Origin of the sequence: Inquilinus sp. KBS0705 (assembly GCA_005938025.2) — a bacterium.
Taxonomy (GTDB): domain Bacteria; phylum Bacteroidota; class Bacteroidia; order Sphingobacteriales; family Sphingobacteriaceae; genus Mucilaginibacter.
Map to the genome: position 1 here is coordinate 102,093 of VCCI02000001.1, position 19,802 is coordinate 121,894.

The window sequence follows — 19,802 nt, forward strand, 5'->3', positions numbered from 1 at the left end:
GCTGATATGATGAAAGGGGTGCTTGTAACCATTCACCCAATCAACATAATCAACCACTCACTAAAGACAATGGAATTAAAAAGCGTACAACGGGTTTATTTGGTAGGCATAGGGGGCATAGGCATGAGCGGCCTTGCACGCTATTTCCACCATTTAGGTTGCGTTGTATGTGGCTATGATAAAACCCATACTGCCTTAACAGACGAGTTGCATAACGAGGGCATCCCGGTAGTTTTTGAAGATAGGCAAGATTGGATACCGCTAAGTTTTCAGCAACCATGCGACGGTACGTTGATCATTTACACGCCGGCTATTCCTAAGGACTCGGTAATATTAAACTATTTCCAAAAGCGTGACTTCGAAATGCAAAAGCGCTCGCAGGTTTTAGGGCTTATCAGCAGGGGCATGTTTACTATAGCCGTTGCCGGTACACATGGTAAAACCACTACATCGGGTATGATAGCGCATATCCTTAAAGATTCGGGTAAAGATTGCTCGGCATTTTTAGGTGGTATATCATCCAACTATCAAACCAACGTGCTGTATGGTAAAAATGATATTGTAGTGGTTGAGGCTGACGAATACGATCGTTCGTTTTTAACCCTGAACCCTGATATCGCTATCATTACATCGATGGATGCCGACCACCTGGACATATATGGCGACCATTCGCAGTTAGAAGAGTCGTTCCGCCTGTTTGCGTCGCAAATTAAGCCGGGCGGGGTACTTATCTACCATAAAGGTTTACCATTGGGCGATGGCTTTACTTACGCCATGAACCAGGAAGCTGGCGCTATGGCAACAAATGTGCGTATAGAGGATGGCAGCTTTTATTTTGATTTTAATGATGGCAGTACTAGTATACCTAACATACGTATGGGTATTGCCGGCCTTCACAATATAGAGAATGCTACTGCAGCCATTGAGGCGGCCTTGCACGTAGAAGTGCCTGCCGAGGCTATACGCGAAGCATTAGGCTCGTTTAAAGGGATTAAACGCAGGTTTGAATACATCGTGAGGACTAAGGAACATATTTATATTGATGACTACGCGCATCACCCCGAAGAATTGCGGGCGGCGATAACATCTGTAAGGAAGCTGTATCCGGCTAAAAAACTGACAGTAATATTTCAGCCGCATTTGTTTACCCGTACACGCGATTTTGTGGACGGATTTGCCGAGGTATTGGACATGGCCGATGAGCTGCTGCTGCTGGATATTTACCCCGCCCGCGAATTACCTATTGAGGGGGTGGACAGCAACATGATTTTGAGCCGCATGCAATTGGCCAACAAGCGCATTGTGGGTAAGGACGAAAGCATACAGATAATAAAGAATGAAAGACCCGAATTGCTGTTAACAGTAGGTGCGGGTGATATTGATACTTTGGTTAAACCTTTAAAACAAGCCCTGGAGTATGTTTAAAAAGAACATATGGAAACCACTGTTAATAGGTTTGGGTTGGGCAACTACCCTTACCGGCCTGGTGGTGCTGATGAGTTTTATCGAAGTTAAAAAGGCTGAAGTGGTTTGCAAGGCGGTAAAGGTATATATACCCGGTAACCAGTATTTTATTGACAGGCAGGAGGTTGATAATATTTTGCAAATGAGCAGCCATACCTTAATAGGCCGCCGAATGGAGAATATTGATATACATGCTTTAGAAACTAAATTAAAAAACAACCCCTTTGTGGAGTTTGCCAAGGTATATATGGATATGGACGGCACCCTGCAGGTTGAGGTTAGCCAGCGCCAGCCTATACTACGGGTAATGAACCGCTTTGATCAGGATTTTTATGTAGACCAGCATGGGTTAAAAATGCCGCTATCGCAAAACTTCACCGCAAGGGTATTGGTGGCCAATGGTTTTATAGACGAATTGTTTGCCAATAAGGTTGATTCGCTGCACTCGGCTTTGGCGAAAGACATTTTTAAAACGGCGGATTTTATTCGTAAAGACTCGTTGTGGGATGCGCAAATAGCGCAGATATATGTAAACCAGGATCATGAACTGGAGTTAATACCCCGGGTAGGGAATCAAAGGATATTACTGGGCAATGCCGATTCGCTTGGCCTTAAGTTTAGTAACCTTAAAATATTTTACAAAAAAGCATTGCCGATGGTTGGCTGGGATGCTTACAAGGTCATCAATATAAAATACGCCAACCAGGTTGTAGGCATAAAGAACGAAACGCTAATGGACTCGCTTAAACGCATAGAAACGTTAAAAGCTGATTCGTTAAAACGCATAGTGGTTAAGAAAGATACACTGGACAAGGCAGACGACATGCCTATAATGGAAAGCACAGATAAAAAGACATCTATTAAAAATTAATTTATATGGACAAAAGTTCAACACAAGAAAAAAGTTCGCCAATTGTAGTAGGCCTTGATATAGGAACCACTAAAATTTGCGCAATTGTTGGCCGCAGAAGCAAGAACGGCAAAATTGAGGTTTTGGGCATCGGCAAAGCCGAGTCGGCGGGTGTTACGCGCGGCATGGTGTCAAACATCGACAAAACTGTGCAAGGCATTACACTGGCGGTAGATGTAGCCGGTACACAATCAAACGTAGAGATACGCATTGTGAATGTAGGTATAGCGGGCCAGCATATCAAAAGTTTGCAACATAGGGGCTTAATTACCCGTAAGGACCTAAGCTCGGAAATAAGCCGCAAGGATATTGATAAACTGGTAGAGGATATGTACAACCTGGTAATGCCCCCGGGCGAGGAGATCATCCACGTATTACCGCAAGAGTTTACGGTAGATAACGAACCGGGCGTAAAAGACCCGATTGGTATGGCCGGAGTGCGTTTAGAAGCCAATTTTCACATCATATCTGGCCAGGTAACGGCTATAAAAAACATAGTAAAATGCGTTAACAAAGCCAACCTGGAAAGCCAGGAACTGATACTGGAGCCACTTGCATCTTCAGAGTCGGTTTTAAGCGACGAGGAAAAAGAAGCCGGTGTGGTTTTAGTAGATATAGGTGGTGGTACTACCGACGTGGCCATTTTCCACGAAGGTATTATACGCCATACGGCTGTTATACCGTTTGGTGGTAATAGCGTAACCGAAGATATCCGCGAGGGTTGTTCGGTAATGCGTAACATAGCCGAGCAGTTAAAAGTGAGGTTTGGATCGGCACTGGCTGAAGAAAATAAAGAGAACGAGATAGTTTGTGTGCCCGGATTACGCGGCCGCGAACCTAAAGAGATATCGGTTAAAAATCTGGCCTTTGTTATACAGGCCCGTATGGAAGAAATTGTAGAACATGTGTACTACGAGATCAAATCATCAGGTTACGAGAAAAAACTGATAGCAGGTATTGTGGTTACAGGCGGTGGTGCGCAGTTAAAGCACTTAACCCAATTAATTGAATACGTTACCGGTTTAGATTGCCGCGTAGGCTACCCTAACGAGCATTTGGCCAAAAACGAAGTGTTGCCTAAAACCACTTACGAAGAGCTGCAGAGCCCAACGTTTGCAACAGGTATTGGCTTGTTGATAAAAGGTATCCAAAAAATGGAATACAACGATGTGGCGCACGCGCCGGCAACAACAATTAAGGCCGAAAAAACCAAGTATACCGACGACAGAAAGTTTGGCTTGCTGGGCAAGATATTGGAGTCGGGAAAGAAGTTTATTAAGGACGATATTAAGGACGAGGACTTCCTGAAATAATATTTATTAACACGAAAACTACTTTTCCACATTACTGACAATTGTGGATAAAGTTTGTGGATAAAGTGCTAATATTACAATAACGAAGTCTATCTAATCAACGGAATACATATAGCTGAAAACAAGGATTATGCAGTTTGAGATGTTAAAGGAAAAATCGTCAATCATCAAAGTAATTGGTGTTGGCGGCGGCGGTGGTAACGCGGTAAACCATATGTACAGGCAAGGAATAACGGGTGTCGACTTTATAATTTGTAACACCGATGCCCAGGCGCTTGAGTTAAGCCCTATTCCAAACAAGGTACAGTTAGGCGCAAGCTTAACCGAAGGTATGGGTGCTGGGTCTATCCCCGAAGTTGGCAAAAACTCTGCTATCGAAAATATCGATGATATAAAGCAGATGCTTGGCGTTAATACCAAAATGCTATTTATTACAGCAGGTATGGGTGGTGGCACAGGTACAGGCGCAAGCCCTATCATCGCTAAAGCAGCCCGCGAACTTGATATATTAACCGTTGGTATTATAACCACTCCGTTCTCTTTTGAAGGCAAACGCCGTAAAATGCAGGCCGAAGAGGGTATGGAAGAATTGAAAAAATATGTCGATTCGTTCCTGGTAATATCAAACGACAGGCTTCGCCAGATATTTGGTAACTTAACCCTTGGTTCGGCATTTGCACAGGCTGATGATATTTTAACAACTGCAGCCAAAGGCATTGCCGAGATCATCACCCTGCCCGGCTATATCAATGTTGATTTTAAAGATGTGCGCACCGTAATGAAAGACAGTGGCGTATCTATAATGGGTAGCAGCGCTGCCGAAGGCGAAAACCGTGCATTAAAGGCGGTTGAAGGTGCTTTATCATCGCCTTTATTAAAAGATAACGAGATAGAAGGTGCACGTTACATATTGCTTAACATCAGCTCTGGCGAAAAAGAAGTAACCATGGATGAGGTGAGCATTATTACCGACTATATACAGGAAGAAGCCGGTTTAGCCGCCGACCTGATATGGGGTAACTGCAAGGACGAGAATTTAGGCGACAAACTATCTGTAACCATCATCGCTACCGGTTTCCAAACCAAGGATGAGCGCGAAAAAGAAAACAGCAACAAAAAAATAGTATCGATGCTGGTGCCCGAAAATGCACCATTGGTTAAGCCGGTTAACGAGTTTATTACCCCGGTAAAAACCGACGGTGAAACCGCTGCTATGCCTTACATGAAGGGTAAAGAAGCCGAGCCAAAACAAACCGGTTTATTTGACCTGTTTGCTAAAGCCGAAGAGCAGGATGCTAAAGACGAGGTGATAAAGTATGACCTTACCGATGAAGTGCCGCAAATAAGTGAAGAACCCGAAATGTCGGAATTTACTTTTAAGGTTACCGAAACCGTTATGAACTTTGAACCTGCCAAAGCCGAAGTACAGCAAGAACCTGAACCCGAGCCTATAGCCAATGCAGACGATGATAAAACGGATGAATCTATAGAAGAGCAGTTACGTAAATCGCGCGAGCGCATTATGCGCCTAAAAGACCTGAGCATGAAGCTGCGCAACGGCAACATACAGGAACTTGAAAACGTACCGGCATATAAACGTAAAGAGATTGCTTTGCAGCAAACACCTGCATCTGACGAAAGCCAGATATCAAGGTTCTCCTTACTGCCCGATAGCGAAGGCAAAACAGAGATAAGGAACAATAATTCCTTCCTTCACGATAATGTAGACTAATTGAGCTAAACCCTATCAATAAGGCCCTTTGCTAACGCACGGGGCCTTTTTTGTTAAGTGCCTGCAATTTAGGCTTGATACAGGGCATTTTAAGGGTTATATTTGCAAAAATATTGATAATTAAGAAAATAAGCGTTTTGGATTTATTCGATAAGATTATAAAGAATATGGGTGGCCCTATCGGGCAGCATCAAAAATGGTCGCACGGGTATTTTTCTTTCCCCCGTTTAGAAGGCGAGATAGCCCCCCACATGATGTTTAATGGTAAAGAGCATTTGGTATGGAGCCTTAATAATTACTTAGGCCTGGCTAACCACCCCGAAGTGCGTAAAGCTGATGCAGAGGCTGCTGCCGATTACGGAATGGCCTACCCTATGGGTGCGCGTATGATGTCGGGCAACTCAAAACACCACGAAGAGCTGGAGCAAGCTCTGGGCAATTTTGTGGGTAAGGATGCCGCTTTTTTACTAAACTATGGTTACCAGGGTATGGTATCAATTATTGATGCATTGGTAGACCGTAATGATGTTATCGTTTATGATGCCGAATCGCATGCTTGTATAGTAGATGGGGTGCGCCTGCACATGGGTAAACGCTTTGTTTACAAACATAACGATATAGAAAGCTGCGAAAAGCAACTGGAACGCGCCGAACGCTTAACCGAGCAAACCGGTGGAGGTATACTGGTGATAACCGAAGGTGTATTTGGTATGTCGGGTGCGCAGGGTAAGCTAAAAGAGATCATCAAATTAAAAGATAAATATAAGTTTAGGTTATTGGTAGACGATGCACACGGTTTTGGTACTATGGGCCCAACAGGTGCGGGCACCCACGAGGAGCAAAATTGTATAGAAGGATTAGATGTGTACTTTGGTACTTTTGCCAAATCAATGGCGGGTATTGGTGCTTTTGTTGCTGCCGATACCGAGATCATCAATTACCTGCGTTATAATATGCGGTCGCAAACCTTTGCAAAGGCCTTGCCTATGCCAATGGTATTAGGTTTAAAAAAGCGCTTTGAGCTATTACGATCAAAGCCCGAGCTGCGCCAGCAGTTATGGGTAATTGCCAAAGCCCTGCAAAATGGCTTGGTTGAGCATGGTTTTGATATTGGTATAACCGATACCATGGTTACCCCGGTTTTCCTGAAAGGGGACCTAAACGAGGCCACCAGCCTCACCATGGAGCTGCGCGAAAAGTACAGTATATTTTGTTCTATCGTGGTATATCCGGTTATCCCTAAGGGCTTAATAGAACTTAGGCTGATACCAACAGCTATACACACCCTTGAGGATGTAGAACGTACGCTACAGGCATTTAGCGAGGTAGCCCAAAAACTAAAAAAAGGTTACTACAAAACAAATAAAATGGCTATAGCATAAGCAAGCTATATATTATTAAATGAAAGCCCTGAAATATTTAGCAGGGCTTTTTTTATGAATATCAGTTAATGATATTCCTGATACGTTTAATTTATAGCGGTTAAAGTATTGCTTATTTATTTATAAGTTATTATTTTCACGGCATATATTAAATGACGTAACGACTTGTTTAATATATCGGTTTCCCCCTGCCGAGATACTATTGCTTAAACCTATACATATGAATAAAATTTTACTTGCCTTTTTTATAGCCATACTATGTTTTAATGCCAAAGCGCAAACGCCTTTAATTACTACTTACGCAGGCGGCGGAGTAGGTAACGCGGCTAATGGCGTACCCGCTATTAATGTATCACTTCAGGATGTTAAGGCAGTAGTAACAGATGCCGCCGGTAACGTGTATTTTTCAAATAGCTATTTAATATACAAGGTTAACACAAGCGGCATATTATCTGTGGTGCTTAACATAACCCAGGCCCAGCAAAATGGCTATCAACAAATTGGTGGGTTAGCCATAGATGCTTCAGGTTCGGTTTATTTTTCTCTTACAGGGGGCCGTATGGTTAAAAAAATAACAGCGGCGGGCGTGATTACAACAGTTGCGGGCACGGGTGCGTATGGCAAAACCGGCGACGGTGGAAATGCCACTAGCGCATTGCTTGCAAACCCGCAGGCATTAGCCATAGACAAGTCAGATAATCTGTATATAGCCGATAAAGATTACAACATAATACGTAAAGTTACCAAGGCCGGTATAATTAGTTTATTTGCAGGCGGCGGCGGTGCCACTTTCGAGAATGTACCTGCAACGCAAGCTGCGTTAAACCCTACCGCGCTTGCGGCCGGTGCCGATGGCAATATATATGTAGCCGGGCAAAATGGTGTACAAAAGATAGTATCGGGTGGCAATATCTTTTTTGTTGCCAATGCATCTTCATATGTTAGTGCTAATGCTTTTGGCTTAGCAGTTGATGCAGCAGGTACTGTTTTCATATCAGACTATGGTGCCAGTCGAATTGTAAAAATACTGGCAAACGGTGCCACTACTTTAATAACTAATCAAGGTAACTCAGGTGTTTTTGGCGATGACGTACCTGCAGCACAGTTCAACACCTTTTCCCCCTATGGCTTAGCCCTAAATTCAAAAGGAGAATTATTTGTTGCCGATATTAGCAACCAACGTATACGCAAAATTTACACGCCACCTGCCCCAACCATAACATCTTTTACACCTGCTAAAGCTGCCTATGGTAAAAATATAACAATTACAGGCACCAATTTTAAAGGCACTACCAGTGTAACTTTTGGTGGTAATAATGCTACCCCGTTTACCATAGGGGCAGATTTTAAAACCATAACCACAACGGTTCCCGTGCTATCGGCTTTAACAAACAATGTACAGGTAACTACATATGGCGGCACAGCAACTAAAGCAGGTTTTACCTACATACCGCAGCCAACAATTACTTCTCTGAGTACAAAAACAGGCCCTAAGGGTACCGTTATTACTATAAAAGGCACTAATTTTTCTGCAGATGCTAAGGTTACCTTTGGTGGCGTGCCGGCAGCAAGTGTAAGGTACGTATCGGCAACTACAGTAACAGCCACTGTAGGCGAAGGTGCTTCGGGCGCAATTATTTTAACTAATGCTGGCGGTACAGCTATATATAATGGTTTTACATACACGGGCGCCATCATCACCGATTTTCAGCCACGTAAAGCAAAAACCGGTACTACAGTAGTCATCTCAGGTAAGAATTTCACAGGCGCAACAGCGGTAAGCTTTGGCGGGGTAGCCGCAAAATCATTTAAGATTGTAAGCAGTGCCCAAATAACAGCTGTTGTAAACACAGGTAAAACCGGGCTTGTAAAAGTAACCGTACCAAAAGGCGCGGGATCAAGCATAGATACTTTTACCTATGTACCGCCGCCAACTATAAAATCGTTTACACCAAACGCAGGTGCCGCAGGTGCCACCATAACCATTACAGGTACTGGTTTCGACGATGTGCAGTCCGTTAGTTTTGGCGGCACAGCAGCTACATCATTTACCGTATTATCGCCTACCAAAATATCTGCCGAGGTGGCCTATGGTGCAAGCGGTAGTATTAGTGTAACCACACCTGGGGGTACAGCAACATTGGCTGGCTTTACCTATGTAAAACCGCTCGATCTGAGTATGAATAATGTGGCGTTTTGCCCGTCCGTCAATACAAAATACCCGGCATCGGTAGATGTTACCGTTACCGTAAAAAACTTTAAAGACCTGGCATCTTTACAGGGAAGTTTTGGATGGGACAACAGTATCCTGCAATACAGCTCTATTGTAAACTATGGGCCGGTATCAATGGGTATTACAGCGGCAAATTTTAATAAAACAAGCGAAAACCGCCTAACCTTTGTATGGCACGATGTAACTACTAAAGGGGTTACGCTTTCAGATAATACAGTATTGTTTAAAATACGGTTCAGTATAGCGGCTTTAACCGAAAATGCAGGTGTAGCCAATGTGCAGTTTTTGCAGGATCCACTGCCCTTTGAGGCATCGCATAAAGTACTTAACCTGGTACCCGTAGTTACGCATGATGGGCAGGTGACTGTTCCGGCAGGTGCCATTATACAGCCTGTTACAACAAATGTTTGTGCAGGCGAATCGGTAAACCTTACTGTAAACGCGCCTGGCAAATATCAGTGGTATAAAAATGATGTAGCTATAACTACAGCCAAATCGGCTACCTATGCAGCCAAAGCAAGCGGCAATTACAAGGTTATAATTACCACCTCGGGTGGGTGTTTGGTAGTGTCGGATGTGGTTAAGGTTGTTGTGAACCCTATACCGCCCGCGCCAAAAATTACAAGCAATTCGCCTTTATTGCTGGGCGATACCCTAAAAGCTACTGCAAGCACTGTAGCCAATGCCAGTAATTATATATGGACAACCCCGACAGGAAACACTTACTACGGACAAAAACTTATTATACCCAATGCCGACTCATACATGAGTGGCCCTTATTCGGTTGTGGCAGTGGTGAATGGTTGTAACAGTTTACCGGCAACAGCCAACATTATAGTTAATAATACACTTGCTATTAGCGGCCGCATATATACACCGTTAAATAAGCCGGTGCCCTACGTATATGTAACCTTAGCCGGTACCACCAATGTTACCAAGCGCACAGGTGTGCAAGGCGATTTTAAGTTTCCGCTGGCAACAGGCGGCAACTTTATACTAACCCCTGCAAAAGATAACGATAAACAAAAAACCAATGGCATCACTGCTTTAGATATCACCTTTATACAGGCGCACTTGTTACAAAAAACATTGTTCGATTCGCCGTATAAGTTAATAGCGGCTGATGCAAATAATTCGGGTACTGTTTCGGCGCTCGATCTGGTACACATACGCCGTATGATATTGGGTATAGATACTACCTTTCCCGGTAAAAGGATGTGGGCCTTTGTAAACTCTAATAACACGCCTTATTATTATAATCCCTTCCCGTTCGTATCAAACCGTACTTACGAGTCGTTAAACTCATCGGTTAATAGCCAGGATTTTATAGGTGTTAAAATAGGGGATGTAACGTATGATTGGAACCCTAAGATAATGATAGGCGAGCCCGATGAATCCAATCTGATCAACCTAAGCAGTAACCATGTAGGGCTAAACGCAACAAGTACAAATATTGAGCTTTACCATAATGATGTTAATGCTTACAATAAAACAGATGTGGTTATACCTGTAAAAGTAAAAAACTTTAAACAGCTGCTTGCCCTGCAATATACCTTAAGCTGGAACAAAAGTAAACTGGAGTATAAGGGCATTAGCAAAAATACGCTTGGCATAGAGTTTACCGATTTTCATAAGGCCAAAGGCATATTAACCGCCATTTGGAACGACCCTGGTAATAACGCCAAAACATTAAGCGACGGCACCGTATTATTTGAGCTAATTTTACGCCGCAAGCCGGGGGCATTATTAGATAACGAGGGTATAAAGGTTACGTCGGACGTTACTTTGAGTGTGGCTTATGACAATACTTATGCCGAGCGGAAAATTATAAAAGGAAGCGGTATCATCACCGATAAAAAAGGCACAACAGCCGACCAGGACCAGCCCTCAGATTTCAAGGTGTCGCCAAACCCGTCAAACGGAGATGTGAAAATATACCTGCATGCAAAGGTTGCCCGGCCAATAACTATTTGGTTAGTGAATGTGTTAGGCAAAACTGTATACATGCAAAAGCAAAATGTAAATATTGGCGATACGGTAATACCTGTTGATCTGCGTAAATTCAGATCTAAGCAAGCGCCAAACTATTTTATACAAATAGGTGGTTTAGAAAAAACTTTAGTAAAACAGCTAATGTTAAATGGCGATAATGGGGCTAATTAAATGGCAAAAGGCAAAACTGCTGCAGATATGCTTAAAATTCAGAGTTTGTAAGGTATTAAATAATAAATTAACCTTTGTTTAAATAAAATTCCGATTTTTAACCTATTGTAAAACAGTACTTAAGTTAACAAATGGATAATATCTTTTTAATACCAAAAAGGATATTTTTTCAACTTCAAAAGGTGAAAAATGTGGAAAAATACCACTTTAAAGGCACTATTTTTATGTTGTAAAAGTTTCAAATTATCAAAAATCCATTTAGCTTTAGCTTTAATTAAAACAATAAACCTCATAAACTAAAAGGAGTCTCACAATGAAAAAATTTACTGAAGTAAAAGAGCTGGTTGCATCCCTTGAAGCTGATGCCGACAAATTTTATAACAAAGGTAACAGCGCTGCTGGTACACGCGTTCGTAAAGGCATGCAAGACCTGAAAAACCTGGCGCAATCTATCCGCCTTGAGGTACAGGAAGCAAAAAACAAAGCCTAATTTGTAGCGTATTTTACTCCAAAATAAAAAATCCGGTTAGTAGTACTGACCGGATTTTTTATTTGATGAATGTGTAACCGTTAAATATTAATAAGGCGTAATTAAGAGGTACGAAGCAACCTCCCTTAATGCAGGGTGGTCATGTATGGTGTGGATATCGCTTTGTCGCTATCGCTACACGCTATGACGTTATGGTGGCTACCCTATCTTCCTGATCTCTTCTTTTATCTTCTCTACAGTGTTTTCGCTTACATTTACCAGTGGCAAACGCAGGGTATCGCCACAAATGCCTAATTCTTTTAATGCCGATTTTACGCCGGCGGGGCTGCCTTCGGCAAACATAAGGCGGGTAAACTCGATAAGGTTGTAATGGATAGGCTGCGCAGCTATATAATCGCCTTTTAGTAATAAATTAACCATAGCCGATAATTGCTTTGGTAAGGCATTGCCTATTACTGATATTACACCTGCTGCACCCATCGCCGCCATTTGCAATGTAATAGGGTCGTCGCCGGATATGACAAGGAAATCCTCGGGTTTATCGCGCATCAGTTGGTTAAGCAGGTCAAAATTACCTGATGCTTCTTTAATACCAATAATGTTATCGCAATCATTAGCCAAGCGTACAGTGGTTTCGGCACTAACGCTGCTGCCTGTGCGGCTGGGTACGTTGTATAAAATAAGCGGCAAAGGGCTGGCTGCCGCAATGGCTTTATAATGCTGGTATATACCCTCCTGGGTGGGCTTGTTATAATGCGGACTTGCCGATAGTATGGCATCATAGCCGTCGTAATCAAATGCCTTTATTTCGGCTACGGTATCTAAAGTGTTGTTGCCACCTATGCCTGCTACCAAAGGCACACGTTTATTTACAATTTGAGCAGTAACCGCCCAAACCTTCTTCTTTTCTCCTTTATTCAACGTGGCGCTTTCGCCGGTTGTACCTAACGATACGAGGTAATCAATGCCCCCGTCAATAAGGTAGTCGATCAATTTTTGAAGACCGTCATAATCTACCTGTCCATCTGCCCGAAAAGGAGTTACCATTGCTACTCCAGTTCCATAAAATTTATTCATGTTAAATATTAAAAGGATGCTAAGATAGTAAATGTGCAGATATTAGATGTGCAGATTTCAGATTTCAGATGTGCGGATTGCAGATGTAAAAACGCGGGTCATCCTGAGCCCGTCGAAGGACGTGCGCAAAGGCCTTTCGACGAGTTTCATTAATCGGTGTAATTAAAACCAATCGGTGAAATCATATTACACCATGCAACTCGCCACCTTTAGTTCCCATAGCATCAACCAGCTTCTCTGTTGCGGGGTCTTTCTCTAGTACCGGCGCGTGGTGCGGTTTAATACGCGCGTCTATCATTAGCGGGCCTGTGCAGCCCCAATGTTTATGCTCGGTAAAGCTGTTAATGCCATAAATATCGTGCGATGGGTTACTGCGGGTAAAGGTTACCCATACAAAGTTATTTAAGGTTTGCGCGGTAAAGCCAGCATCGTCGCATAAAACCATCAGCGGCAACCCGCCTAATTCTGCTTCGACTAAGTGCTCCTGTAAAATATCCAGCATAAGCGGCATATCGCTGGTGCGGCTGTTTTTGGGCACTTCAACCGCTAATATGCCGGGCATAACCATTTTATAATTTTTAAATGGTTGCGGTAAGGTAAAGTTTGCAGATAATTCGCTCCATAATTCGCGTTTTATATTGCCGGCCACTGTAATGGCAACCTTACTGCCTGTGTTAAGGCCCTCGCCGCTGTAATCAAGCGTATCAATTGAGGTACGGGTTTGAAAATGCAGATCGCGGGTTAAATCTATCCGTTGCAGAATGTGCTTTAAAAAGGCGCCTATATCGTTTACATCCAAAGTAGGGTCGTCTTCCTTAGCTGCAATAAACAGGTATTTGGCCAGGCTTAGCTGCCCTTTACCCAAAATATGATTGGCAATGGTGATGATCTCCTGCGGATGCCGATCGTTCACATAAGGCGTATATCGCTCGCTGCCAATGGCAAAAAGCAGGGGGTGTACACCTGCGGCATCAACGGCATTTACGGCATGCAGGCCCGGTATTTCTTTTGGCAGGGCACTGCCTGTTATCTCGTGTATCAAGGCGCCAAAGCTGGTATCTTCCTGCGGTGGGCGCCCCACTACAGTAAACGACCATATGGCATCTTTTTTATGATATACGTTATGCACCTTCATCAGCGGGAAAAGGTGTGCCAGGCTGTAATAACCCAGGTGATCGCCAAACGGGCCCTCGGGTTTATTTTCCATAGGCATTACAGTGCCCGTAATTACAAAATCGGCATCGGCAGAGATACAGAAACCCTCATCATCATAAAAATAACGGAAACGACGGTTGCCCAGCGCGCCGGCAAAGGTCATTTCAGATAAACCTTCGGGCAGGGGCATTACTGCTGCAACGGGGTGCGATGGCGGGCCGCCTACAAATATACTCACCTTAAGGGGCTGCCCTTTGGCGTTGGCCTTGGTTTGGTGCACGCCAATACCGCGGTGTAGCTGGTAGTGCAGGCCAATTTCCTGGTCCTGTATATAATCGTTACCACCTAATTGTATGCGGTACATGCCCAAATTGGCTTGCATAATACCTGGTGCATGAATATCTTCGGTGTATACCTGTGGCATGGTTACAAATGGTCCACCATCCTTAGGCCAGTTTACAATTTGTGGTATCTGGCTAATTTGTGTACGGCCAAAGTTGATGGGCGCATCTCTGCGCACTTTCATGGGCAGGGCCGATAGTGCGGTTAATGCCGTATTAGCATACTTAAACGGATTTTTAACAGCTTTAATAGGGTCGTTTTTAATATCTATCAGGGTTTGTATCTTTTGCAATGTATCCCTAAAAATAAACTTCGACCTATCCAGCGTACCAAATAAATTAGATACCGCCGGAAATTTACTGCCTTTTACATTCTCGAACAAAATTGCGGGCCCCTGGTGTTCAAACACACGCAGGTGGATGGCTGCCATTTGCAGGTAAGGGTCAACCTGTTGCTTGATGCGTACAAGGTGGCCATTTTTTTCCAGATCGGTAATGCAGGCTTGTAAACTATTGTAACCCATAGGTATGTTTAATGCAGCAAAGATATTATTCGTTGCGGATTAAAGCAGGAAGGAAATTAAATGCTACTGTCATTTTACGCATCAGTTTAATTTATATTACTTTTACCGCCATAACCAATTGTTGCCCCATGACGGTACTTGTATTTACCATAATTATACTATTCGGTGCTTATTTTGCCGGTTTGCTGGGCTCGCTTACGGGCCTGGGCGGCGGGGTGGTTATTATTCCGCTGCTTACGCTGGCGCTGGGTGTCGATATCCATTACGCTATTGGTGCGTCCCTGGTTTCGGTTATCGCTACCTCATCTGGCTCGGCGGCAGCCTATGTAAAAGAAGGAATTACCAACATAAGGCTGGGTATGTTTTTAGAGATAGCCACCACTATAGGTGCTTTGGTAGGCGCATTAATTGCTGTTTACATTCCGGTGCAATACATAGCCGTTTTATTTGGGGTGATACTGATATTTTCGGCATTAATGTCGTTACGTAAAAAGGCCGAACAAATATTACGCGAACCCAGTTACCTGGCCGCCAAATTAAAATTGAATGGTAGTTATCCGGACGGTAACGGTACGGTTGAGTATGGCGTAACCCGTGTTGCCGGTGGGTTTTTTATGATGCTTTTTGCCGGGGTTATATCGGGTTTGTTGGGGATTGGCTCCGGTGCTTTAAAGGTGGTTGCTATGGATGGTATTATGCGCATACCCTTTAAAGTATCAACCACCACAAGTAACTTTATGATAGGCGTAACCGCTGCAGCAAGCGCGGTAGTATACTTGCAACGCGGCTACATCGACCCGGGCATTGCCATGCCCGTAGTAATAGGTGTATTGTTAGGCGCTATGTCGGGCTCTAAAATATTGGTGCATACCAAATCGTCGGGTTGGCTGCGCTGGGTATTTGCTGTGGTAGTAACCGTACTGGCGGTACAAATGATATACAATGGCCTGAACGGAAAAATATGAAGATGTGCAGATGTGCAAATTACAGATTTGCAGATGATAAGTCACTTTAATCTGTTTAATCAACTAAAATCAGTGTAATCACAAAAAAATGAAACGCCTCCTCAGCAACCTCACCTTCCAGGTTATATTGGCCATTGTATTAGGTGTGGTGGTGGGATTATATTTTAAAAGTTTCGCGCCTACGGCGCAACTTATCAGTAAAATATTTATCAGCTTAATTACGCTGCTCATAGCACCTATCATTTTCTTTACCATAGTGCTGGGCATTGCCGGCATGAGCGATATAAAAAAAGTGGGCAGGGTAGGCGGTAAGGCACTGCTATACTTCGAGCTGGTGACCACCCTGGCGCTTGTAATAGGTGTAACAGTAGCCAACCTGATAAAGCCGGGTGCAAACTTTATTAATAACCATGTAAAGGTTGACACCTCCAAATTGGCCGTATACCAAAAGGCCGCTGCCGAGATGAAATGGGGCGATTTTATAGCCCACATCGTCCCCGGCAATATATTTAAAGCATTTAGCGACGGCGATATATTGCAAATTTTGTTTATTGCTATACTGTTCGGCTTTGGCTTAAGCCAGATGGGCCAAGCAGGGCAATCGCTTATTAGCACCTTTGATAAGCTGTCAAAAGTGTTTTTTAATATGATGCGGATAGTGATGCGCATTGCACCCATAGGCGCGTTTGGCGGTATGGCTTATACCATTAGCACTTACGGCCTTGCTACGCTAAAACCATTGGGTATGCTGATGGTATCGGTGTATATCACCATGATAGTATTCATATTTGTGGTGCTTAATATTATTGCCTACCTGTTTAAGTTTAGCCTGTGGCAGTATTTAAGGTATATAAAAGAAGAGATATTGATTGTGCTGGGTACCTCCTCATCCGAATCGGCTCTGCCGGGGATGATGGAGAAGCTGGAGAAATTTGGCTGCTCCAAATCGGTAGTGGGTTTGGTAATACCGGCAGGATATTCATTCAATTTGGATGGCACTACCATTTACCTGTCTATGTCGGTAATATTTTTGGCGCAGGTGTTTAAGATCGATCTCTCCATCGAGCAGCAACTCACCATCATCGGTATACTAATGATCACCTCAAAAGGCGCGGCAGGCGTAACCGGCAGCGGTTTTATTGTATTAACATCAACCCTTGCGGCTATCAAAGTTATCCCGGTAGAGGGCGTAGCTATATTATTAGGGGTAGACCGCTTTATGAGCGAAGCGCGGGCAATTACCAATGTAATAGGCAACGGCGTTGCAACTATAGTGGTGGCTAAGAGTGAGGGGGAGTTTGTAGAGCCGAAAATATCATGATGCGACTGATTTTCAAAAAGTATTCACTTCTGTTATGGATCGTTTTGTTACCGATGATGCTTATTGCTCAAAGTAAAGTCAATAAACAGAATTATTTTCCAGAGAGCAATAATAAAAATGTCGGCATAGACACCTTTGTGAATCATTGGTATTCAAATCAATTGAGGGCGTTAAAGGAACCAAATCTGTATAGCATAAGAAGTTCGTATGAAAAGTACCGTTTCACATGGCTTAGGACATTTCACCATCCTGTTGTAGTACGAATAGAAAATCAAAATGGTTTATATACTATTTATTGGAAAATGTCAAGCGGGGCTGGGGGATACTCGCCTGGAAAACTCATTGTGGATAAGAAAAAAAGCTTAAGCAAAGCCGAATGGGAAACGTTTATGAAAAAAATTCAAGGTATAAATTTTTTTAAATTGCCGAATCGAGAGGAAGGAATTTCGGGTAATGATGGCTCGCAATGGATATTAGAAAGCAGCCACGGAGACAGTTATCATTTTACTGATAGATGGACTCCTGAGCCTTCAACATCTTATTATAAGTGTTGCGATTATCTATTGAGTTTAACAGACCTTAAAATCGTTGGAAGGGACAAATACTAATTTTCGTTTTAAAACTTCGGCTGCAACTCCGTAGCCTTTCTTTTATCTGTTCTAAAAGTTTGCAAACTGCTTTTAATGTACTGCATCAAATCGTAATCGCTTAGCTTATCAATTTTGGCGGCGGTAGGGCGGTAGTTAATGATAAATACTTCCAGTGAATCGCCTTTTAGCAGTGTGATGCGAGCCGCCAGGCTTTTATTAAAACGCTGACTTACATGTTTTTCCTGCTCGTCGCGCAACAGTTGCTGCTTCAGTTTATAATCGGGGCTTTTGTTTTTGGTGAACAGCCCCACCAGCATACCTACATCCAGCGTAACAAAGGCAAAGGGTACGTTGGTAGCCGTAGGGTGTAATATATCGGTGATCTTTGGTCCGCTATTGGCAAACTGCCGGGCAAACTCGCGCCGTGTGCTGATAGAGTCTTTATAAAAATCGCGTTTCGCCTTAATATTTACCGGCCCTAATTGCAGGGGCTGTGGTTCAAGGGCTATTAATCTGGATATGTCACCCCAACGGCTAACAGCCACTATATAGGGCTTATATCCCATACTATTTATACGGATGGTATCGGCAAATTTGGTGATATTAATGCTGAAGGTGCCGTCTTCCTTAGTAAAGGCGCTACCCGAGTAAGCCGTTACAAAAATAAATGGCAAAGACTTTCTGGTGCTTTTATCAATGATCTTGCCTGATATGGTTTGCGCCTCTGCGTGCAGGCAACAGATGGATAACAAAATGATCAGCAGGTGTTTCATCGACAGGATAAAGATAATTTGCGATGTGGCTGTGGGGAAGGGGTTTAACAAAGTTTAACATTACCTCACCTAAATTCTCTCCAAAGGAGAGGACTTTAAACTGTTAAGCCCTTCTCCTTTGGAGAAGGGTTGGGATGAGGCTTTCCATCCTAAAAATGTAAATTTTCAAAAATTAACATGGGGTAGGGTTATGGGGCGATTTTTTTTTTAGCTTTGCCATACAAAAACTAAAAAGCCGATGAGCGTTCTCTTAAATAAAGATTCAAAAGTTATAGTACAGGGTTTTACCGGTAAAGAAGGCAGCTACCATGCAGAGCAGATGATTGCTTATGGTACGCAGTTGGTTGGTGGTGTTACACCGGGCAAAGGTGGCCAAAGCCATTTAGACAGGCCTGTATTTAATACCGTTAAAGACGCGGTTGACCAAACCGGTGCCGATGTATCTATCATTTTTGTACCGCCCGCTTTTGGTGCCGATGCTATTATGGAAGCTGCCGAAGCAGGTATTAAAGTAATTGTATGTATCACCGAGGGTATCCCTACAAAGGATATGATTGCGGTTAAAGAATATTTAACAGATAAGGATAGCCGTTTAATTGGCCCTAACTGCCCTGGTGTTATCACTGCCGACGAATGCAAAGTTGGTATTATGCCGGGCTTTATCTTTAAAAAAGGTAATGTAGGTGTGGTTTCAAAATCGGGTACGCTTACTTACGAGGCGGTTGACCAGGTGGTTAAAGCCGGTTTAGGCATTACCACTGCTATTGGTATTGGTGGCGACCCTATTATAGGCACCCCAACCAAAGAAGCGGTTGAATTATTAATGAACGACCCTGATACCCATGGTATCATTATGATAGGCGAAATTGGTGGCGGCATGGAAGCTGATGCTGCCCGCTGGATAAAAGAATTTGGCACTAAACCTGTAGTTGGCTTTATTGCCGGCCAAACCGCGCCTCCGGGCCGCCGTATGGGCCACGCGGGTGCTATTGTTGGCGGTGCCGATGATACTGCTGCCGCTAAAATGAAGATCATGCGCGAGTGTGGTATCCGTGTGGTAGAATCTCCTGCCGAAATTGGCGCTGCTATGGCAGAGGAGCTGGCTAAGATTGCATAAGCAGAAAGCTTTTTAAAATATAGGAATCCCGGTCAATTTTGGCCGGGATTTTTTGTTTTATACGCCCCGATTGTCTCCCCGCGCGTCATTGCGAGGTACGAAGCAATCTCCAAATTGGACAGGTAACGATTTTCTATTTCAAACGAGTGTGGCCCGCTCTTGGCCGCGGGAGGGCCCAGTTCTTTTTCCTTGATGAAAAAGAACCAAAAAATCAAGACAAAAAAAACCTTCCCCGCACGGGCCTTTACCTTT

13 protein-coding genes and 1 pseudogene are annotated in these 19,802 nt (G+C 43.5%); 11 read left to right on the top strand and 3 right to left on the bottom strand.

Annotated elements, in window-relative coordinates:
• The first annotated feature begins 69 nt into the window (after nucleotides 1–69).
• From FFF34_000515 to FFF34_000545, 7 genes and pseudogenes are all read left to right on the top strand, one after another.
• Nucleotides 70–1,425 (top strand): UDP-N-acetylmuramate--L-alanine ligase, encoded by a 1,356-nt coding sequence (locus FFF34_000515; GenBank protein TSD65914.1) that lies wholly within the window; start codon nucleotides 70–72, stop codon nucleotides 1,423–1,425.
• Nucleotides 1,418–2,266: pseudogene (locus FFF34_000520) on the top strand (cell division protein FtsQ). Before FFF34_000515 ends, FFF34_000520 begins: the two are co-directional and overlap by 8 nt.
• Nucleotides 2,267–2,334: 68 nt before the next feature.
• Complete coding sequence (gene ftsA, locus FFF34_000525; protein ID TSD65915.1) at nucleotides 2,335–3,687, top strand: cell division protein FtsA; 1,353 nt, start codon at nucleotides 2,335–2,337, stop codon at nucleotides 3,685–3,687.
• Between the two features lie 130 nt (nucleotides 3,688–3,817).
• Nucleotides 3,818–5,419 carry a cell division protein FtsZ gene (ftsZ, locus tag FFF34_000530; protein ID TSD65916.1) on the top strand — a complete coding sequence of 534 codons (1,602 nt, stop codon included), beginning with the start codon at nucleotides 3,818–3,820 and terminating at the stop codon, nucleotides 5,417–5,419.
• 137 nt (nucleotides 5,420–5,556) lie between these two features.
• Nucleotides 5,557–6,801, top strand: coding sequence for a pyridoxal phosphate-dependent aminotransferase family protein (locus FFF34_000535; GenBank protein TSD65917.1), 1,245 nt, complete (start codon nucleotides 5,557–5,559; stop codon nucleotides 6,799–6,801).
• Nucleotides 6,802–7,021: 220 nt separating this feature from the next.
• Nucleotides 7,022–11,197, top strand: a complete 4,176-nt coding sequence (locus FFF34_000540; GenBank protein TSD65918.1) for a hypothetical protein — start codon at nucleotides 7,022–7,024, stop codon at nucleotides 11,195–11,197.
• Between the two features lie 313 nt (nucleotides 11,198–11,510).
• Nucleotides 11,511–11,687, top strand: coding sequence for a histone H1 (locus FFF34_000545; protein TSD65919.1), 177 nt, complete (start codon nucleotides 11,511–11,513; stop codon nucleotides 11,685–11,687).
• A 198-nt stretch (nucleotides 11,688–11,885) separates the two neighbouring features.
• On the opposite strand, the gene FFF34_000550 is transcribed toward FFF34_000545, so the two are convergent.
• Nucleotides 11,886–12,764, bottom strand: a complete 879-nt coding sequence (locus FFF34_000550; GenBank protein ID TSD65920.1) for a 4-hydroxy-tetrahydrodipicolinate synthase — start codon at nucleotides 12,762–12,764, stop codon at nucleotides 11,886–11,888.
• A 181-nt stretch (nucleotides 12,765–12,945) separates the two neighbouring features.
• Nucleotides 12,946–14,784: a UbiD family decarboxylase gene (locus FFF34_000555; GenBank protein TSD65921.1), complete on the bottom strand. Its 1,839-nt coding sequence runs from the start codon at nucleotides 14,782–14,784 to the stop codon at nucleotides 12,946–12,948.
• Between the two features lie 128 nt (nucleotides 14,785–14,912).
• Between FFF34_000555 and FFF34_000560 the strand changes: the two genes are divergently transcribed.
• From FFF34_000560 to FFF34_000570, 3 genes are all read left to right on the top strand, one after another.
• The gene (locus FFF34_000560) at nucleotides 14,913–15,749 is read left to right on the top strand and encodes a sulfite exporter TauE/SafE family protein (protein ID TSD65922.1); all 837 of its coding nucleotides are present in this window, start codon (nucleotides 14,913–14,915) and stop codon (nucleotides 15,747–15,749) included.
• An 88-nt stretch (nucleotides 15,750–15,837) separates the two neighbouring features.
• Complete coding sequence (gene dctA / locus FFF34_000565) at nucleotides 15,838–17,070, top strand: C4-dicarboxylate transporter DctA (protein ID TSD65923.1); 1,233 nt, start codon at nucleotides 15,838–15,840, stop codon at nucleotides 17,068–17,070.
• A complete protein-coding gene (locus FFF34_000570) occupies nucleotides 17,067–17,678 on the top strand; it encodes a hypothetical protein (protein ID TSD65924.1) in 612 nt (203 codons plus the stop codon). The genes dctA and FFF34_000570 overlap by 4 nt, the downstream gene beginning before the upstream one ends.
• An 8-nt stretch (nucleotides 17,679–17,686) precedes the next feature.
• Here the strand turns inward: FFF34_000570 and FFF34_000575 are convergent, their stop codons facing one another.
• Nucleotides 17,687–18,433: a carboxypeptidase-like regulatory domain-containing protein gene (locus FFF34_000575; GenBank protein ID TSD65925.1), complete on the bottom strand. Its 747-nt coding sequence runs from the start codon at nucleotides 18,431–18,433 to the stop codon at nucleotides 17,687–17,689.
• 238 nt (nucleotides 18,434–18,671) lie between these two features.
• Here FFF34_000575 and sucD point away from each other — a divergent pair, with 238 nt between their 5' ends.
• Nucleotides 18,672–19,550 (top strand): succinate--CoA ligase subunit alpha, encoded by an 879-nt coding sequence (gene sucD / locus FFF34_000580; protein ID TSD65926.1) that lies wholly within the window; start codon nucleotides 18,672–18,674, stop codon nucleotides 19,548–19,550.
• Nucleotides 19,551–19,802 lie beyond the last annotated feature (252 nt).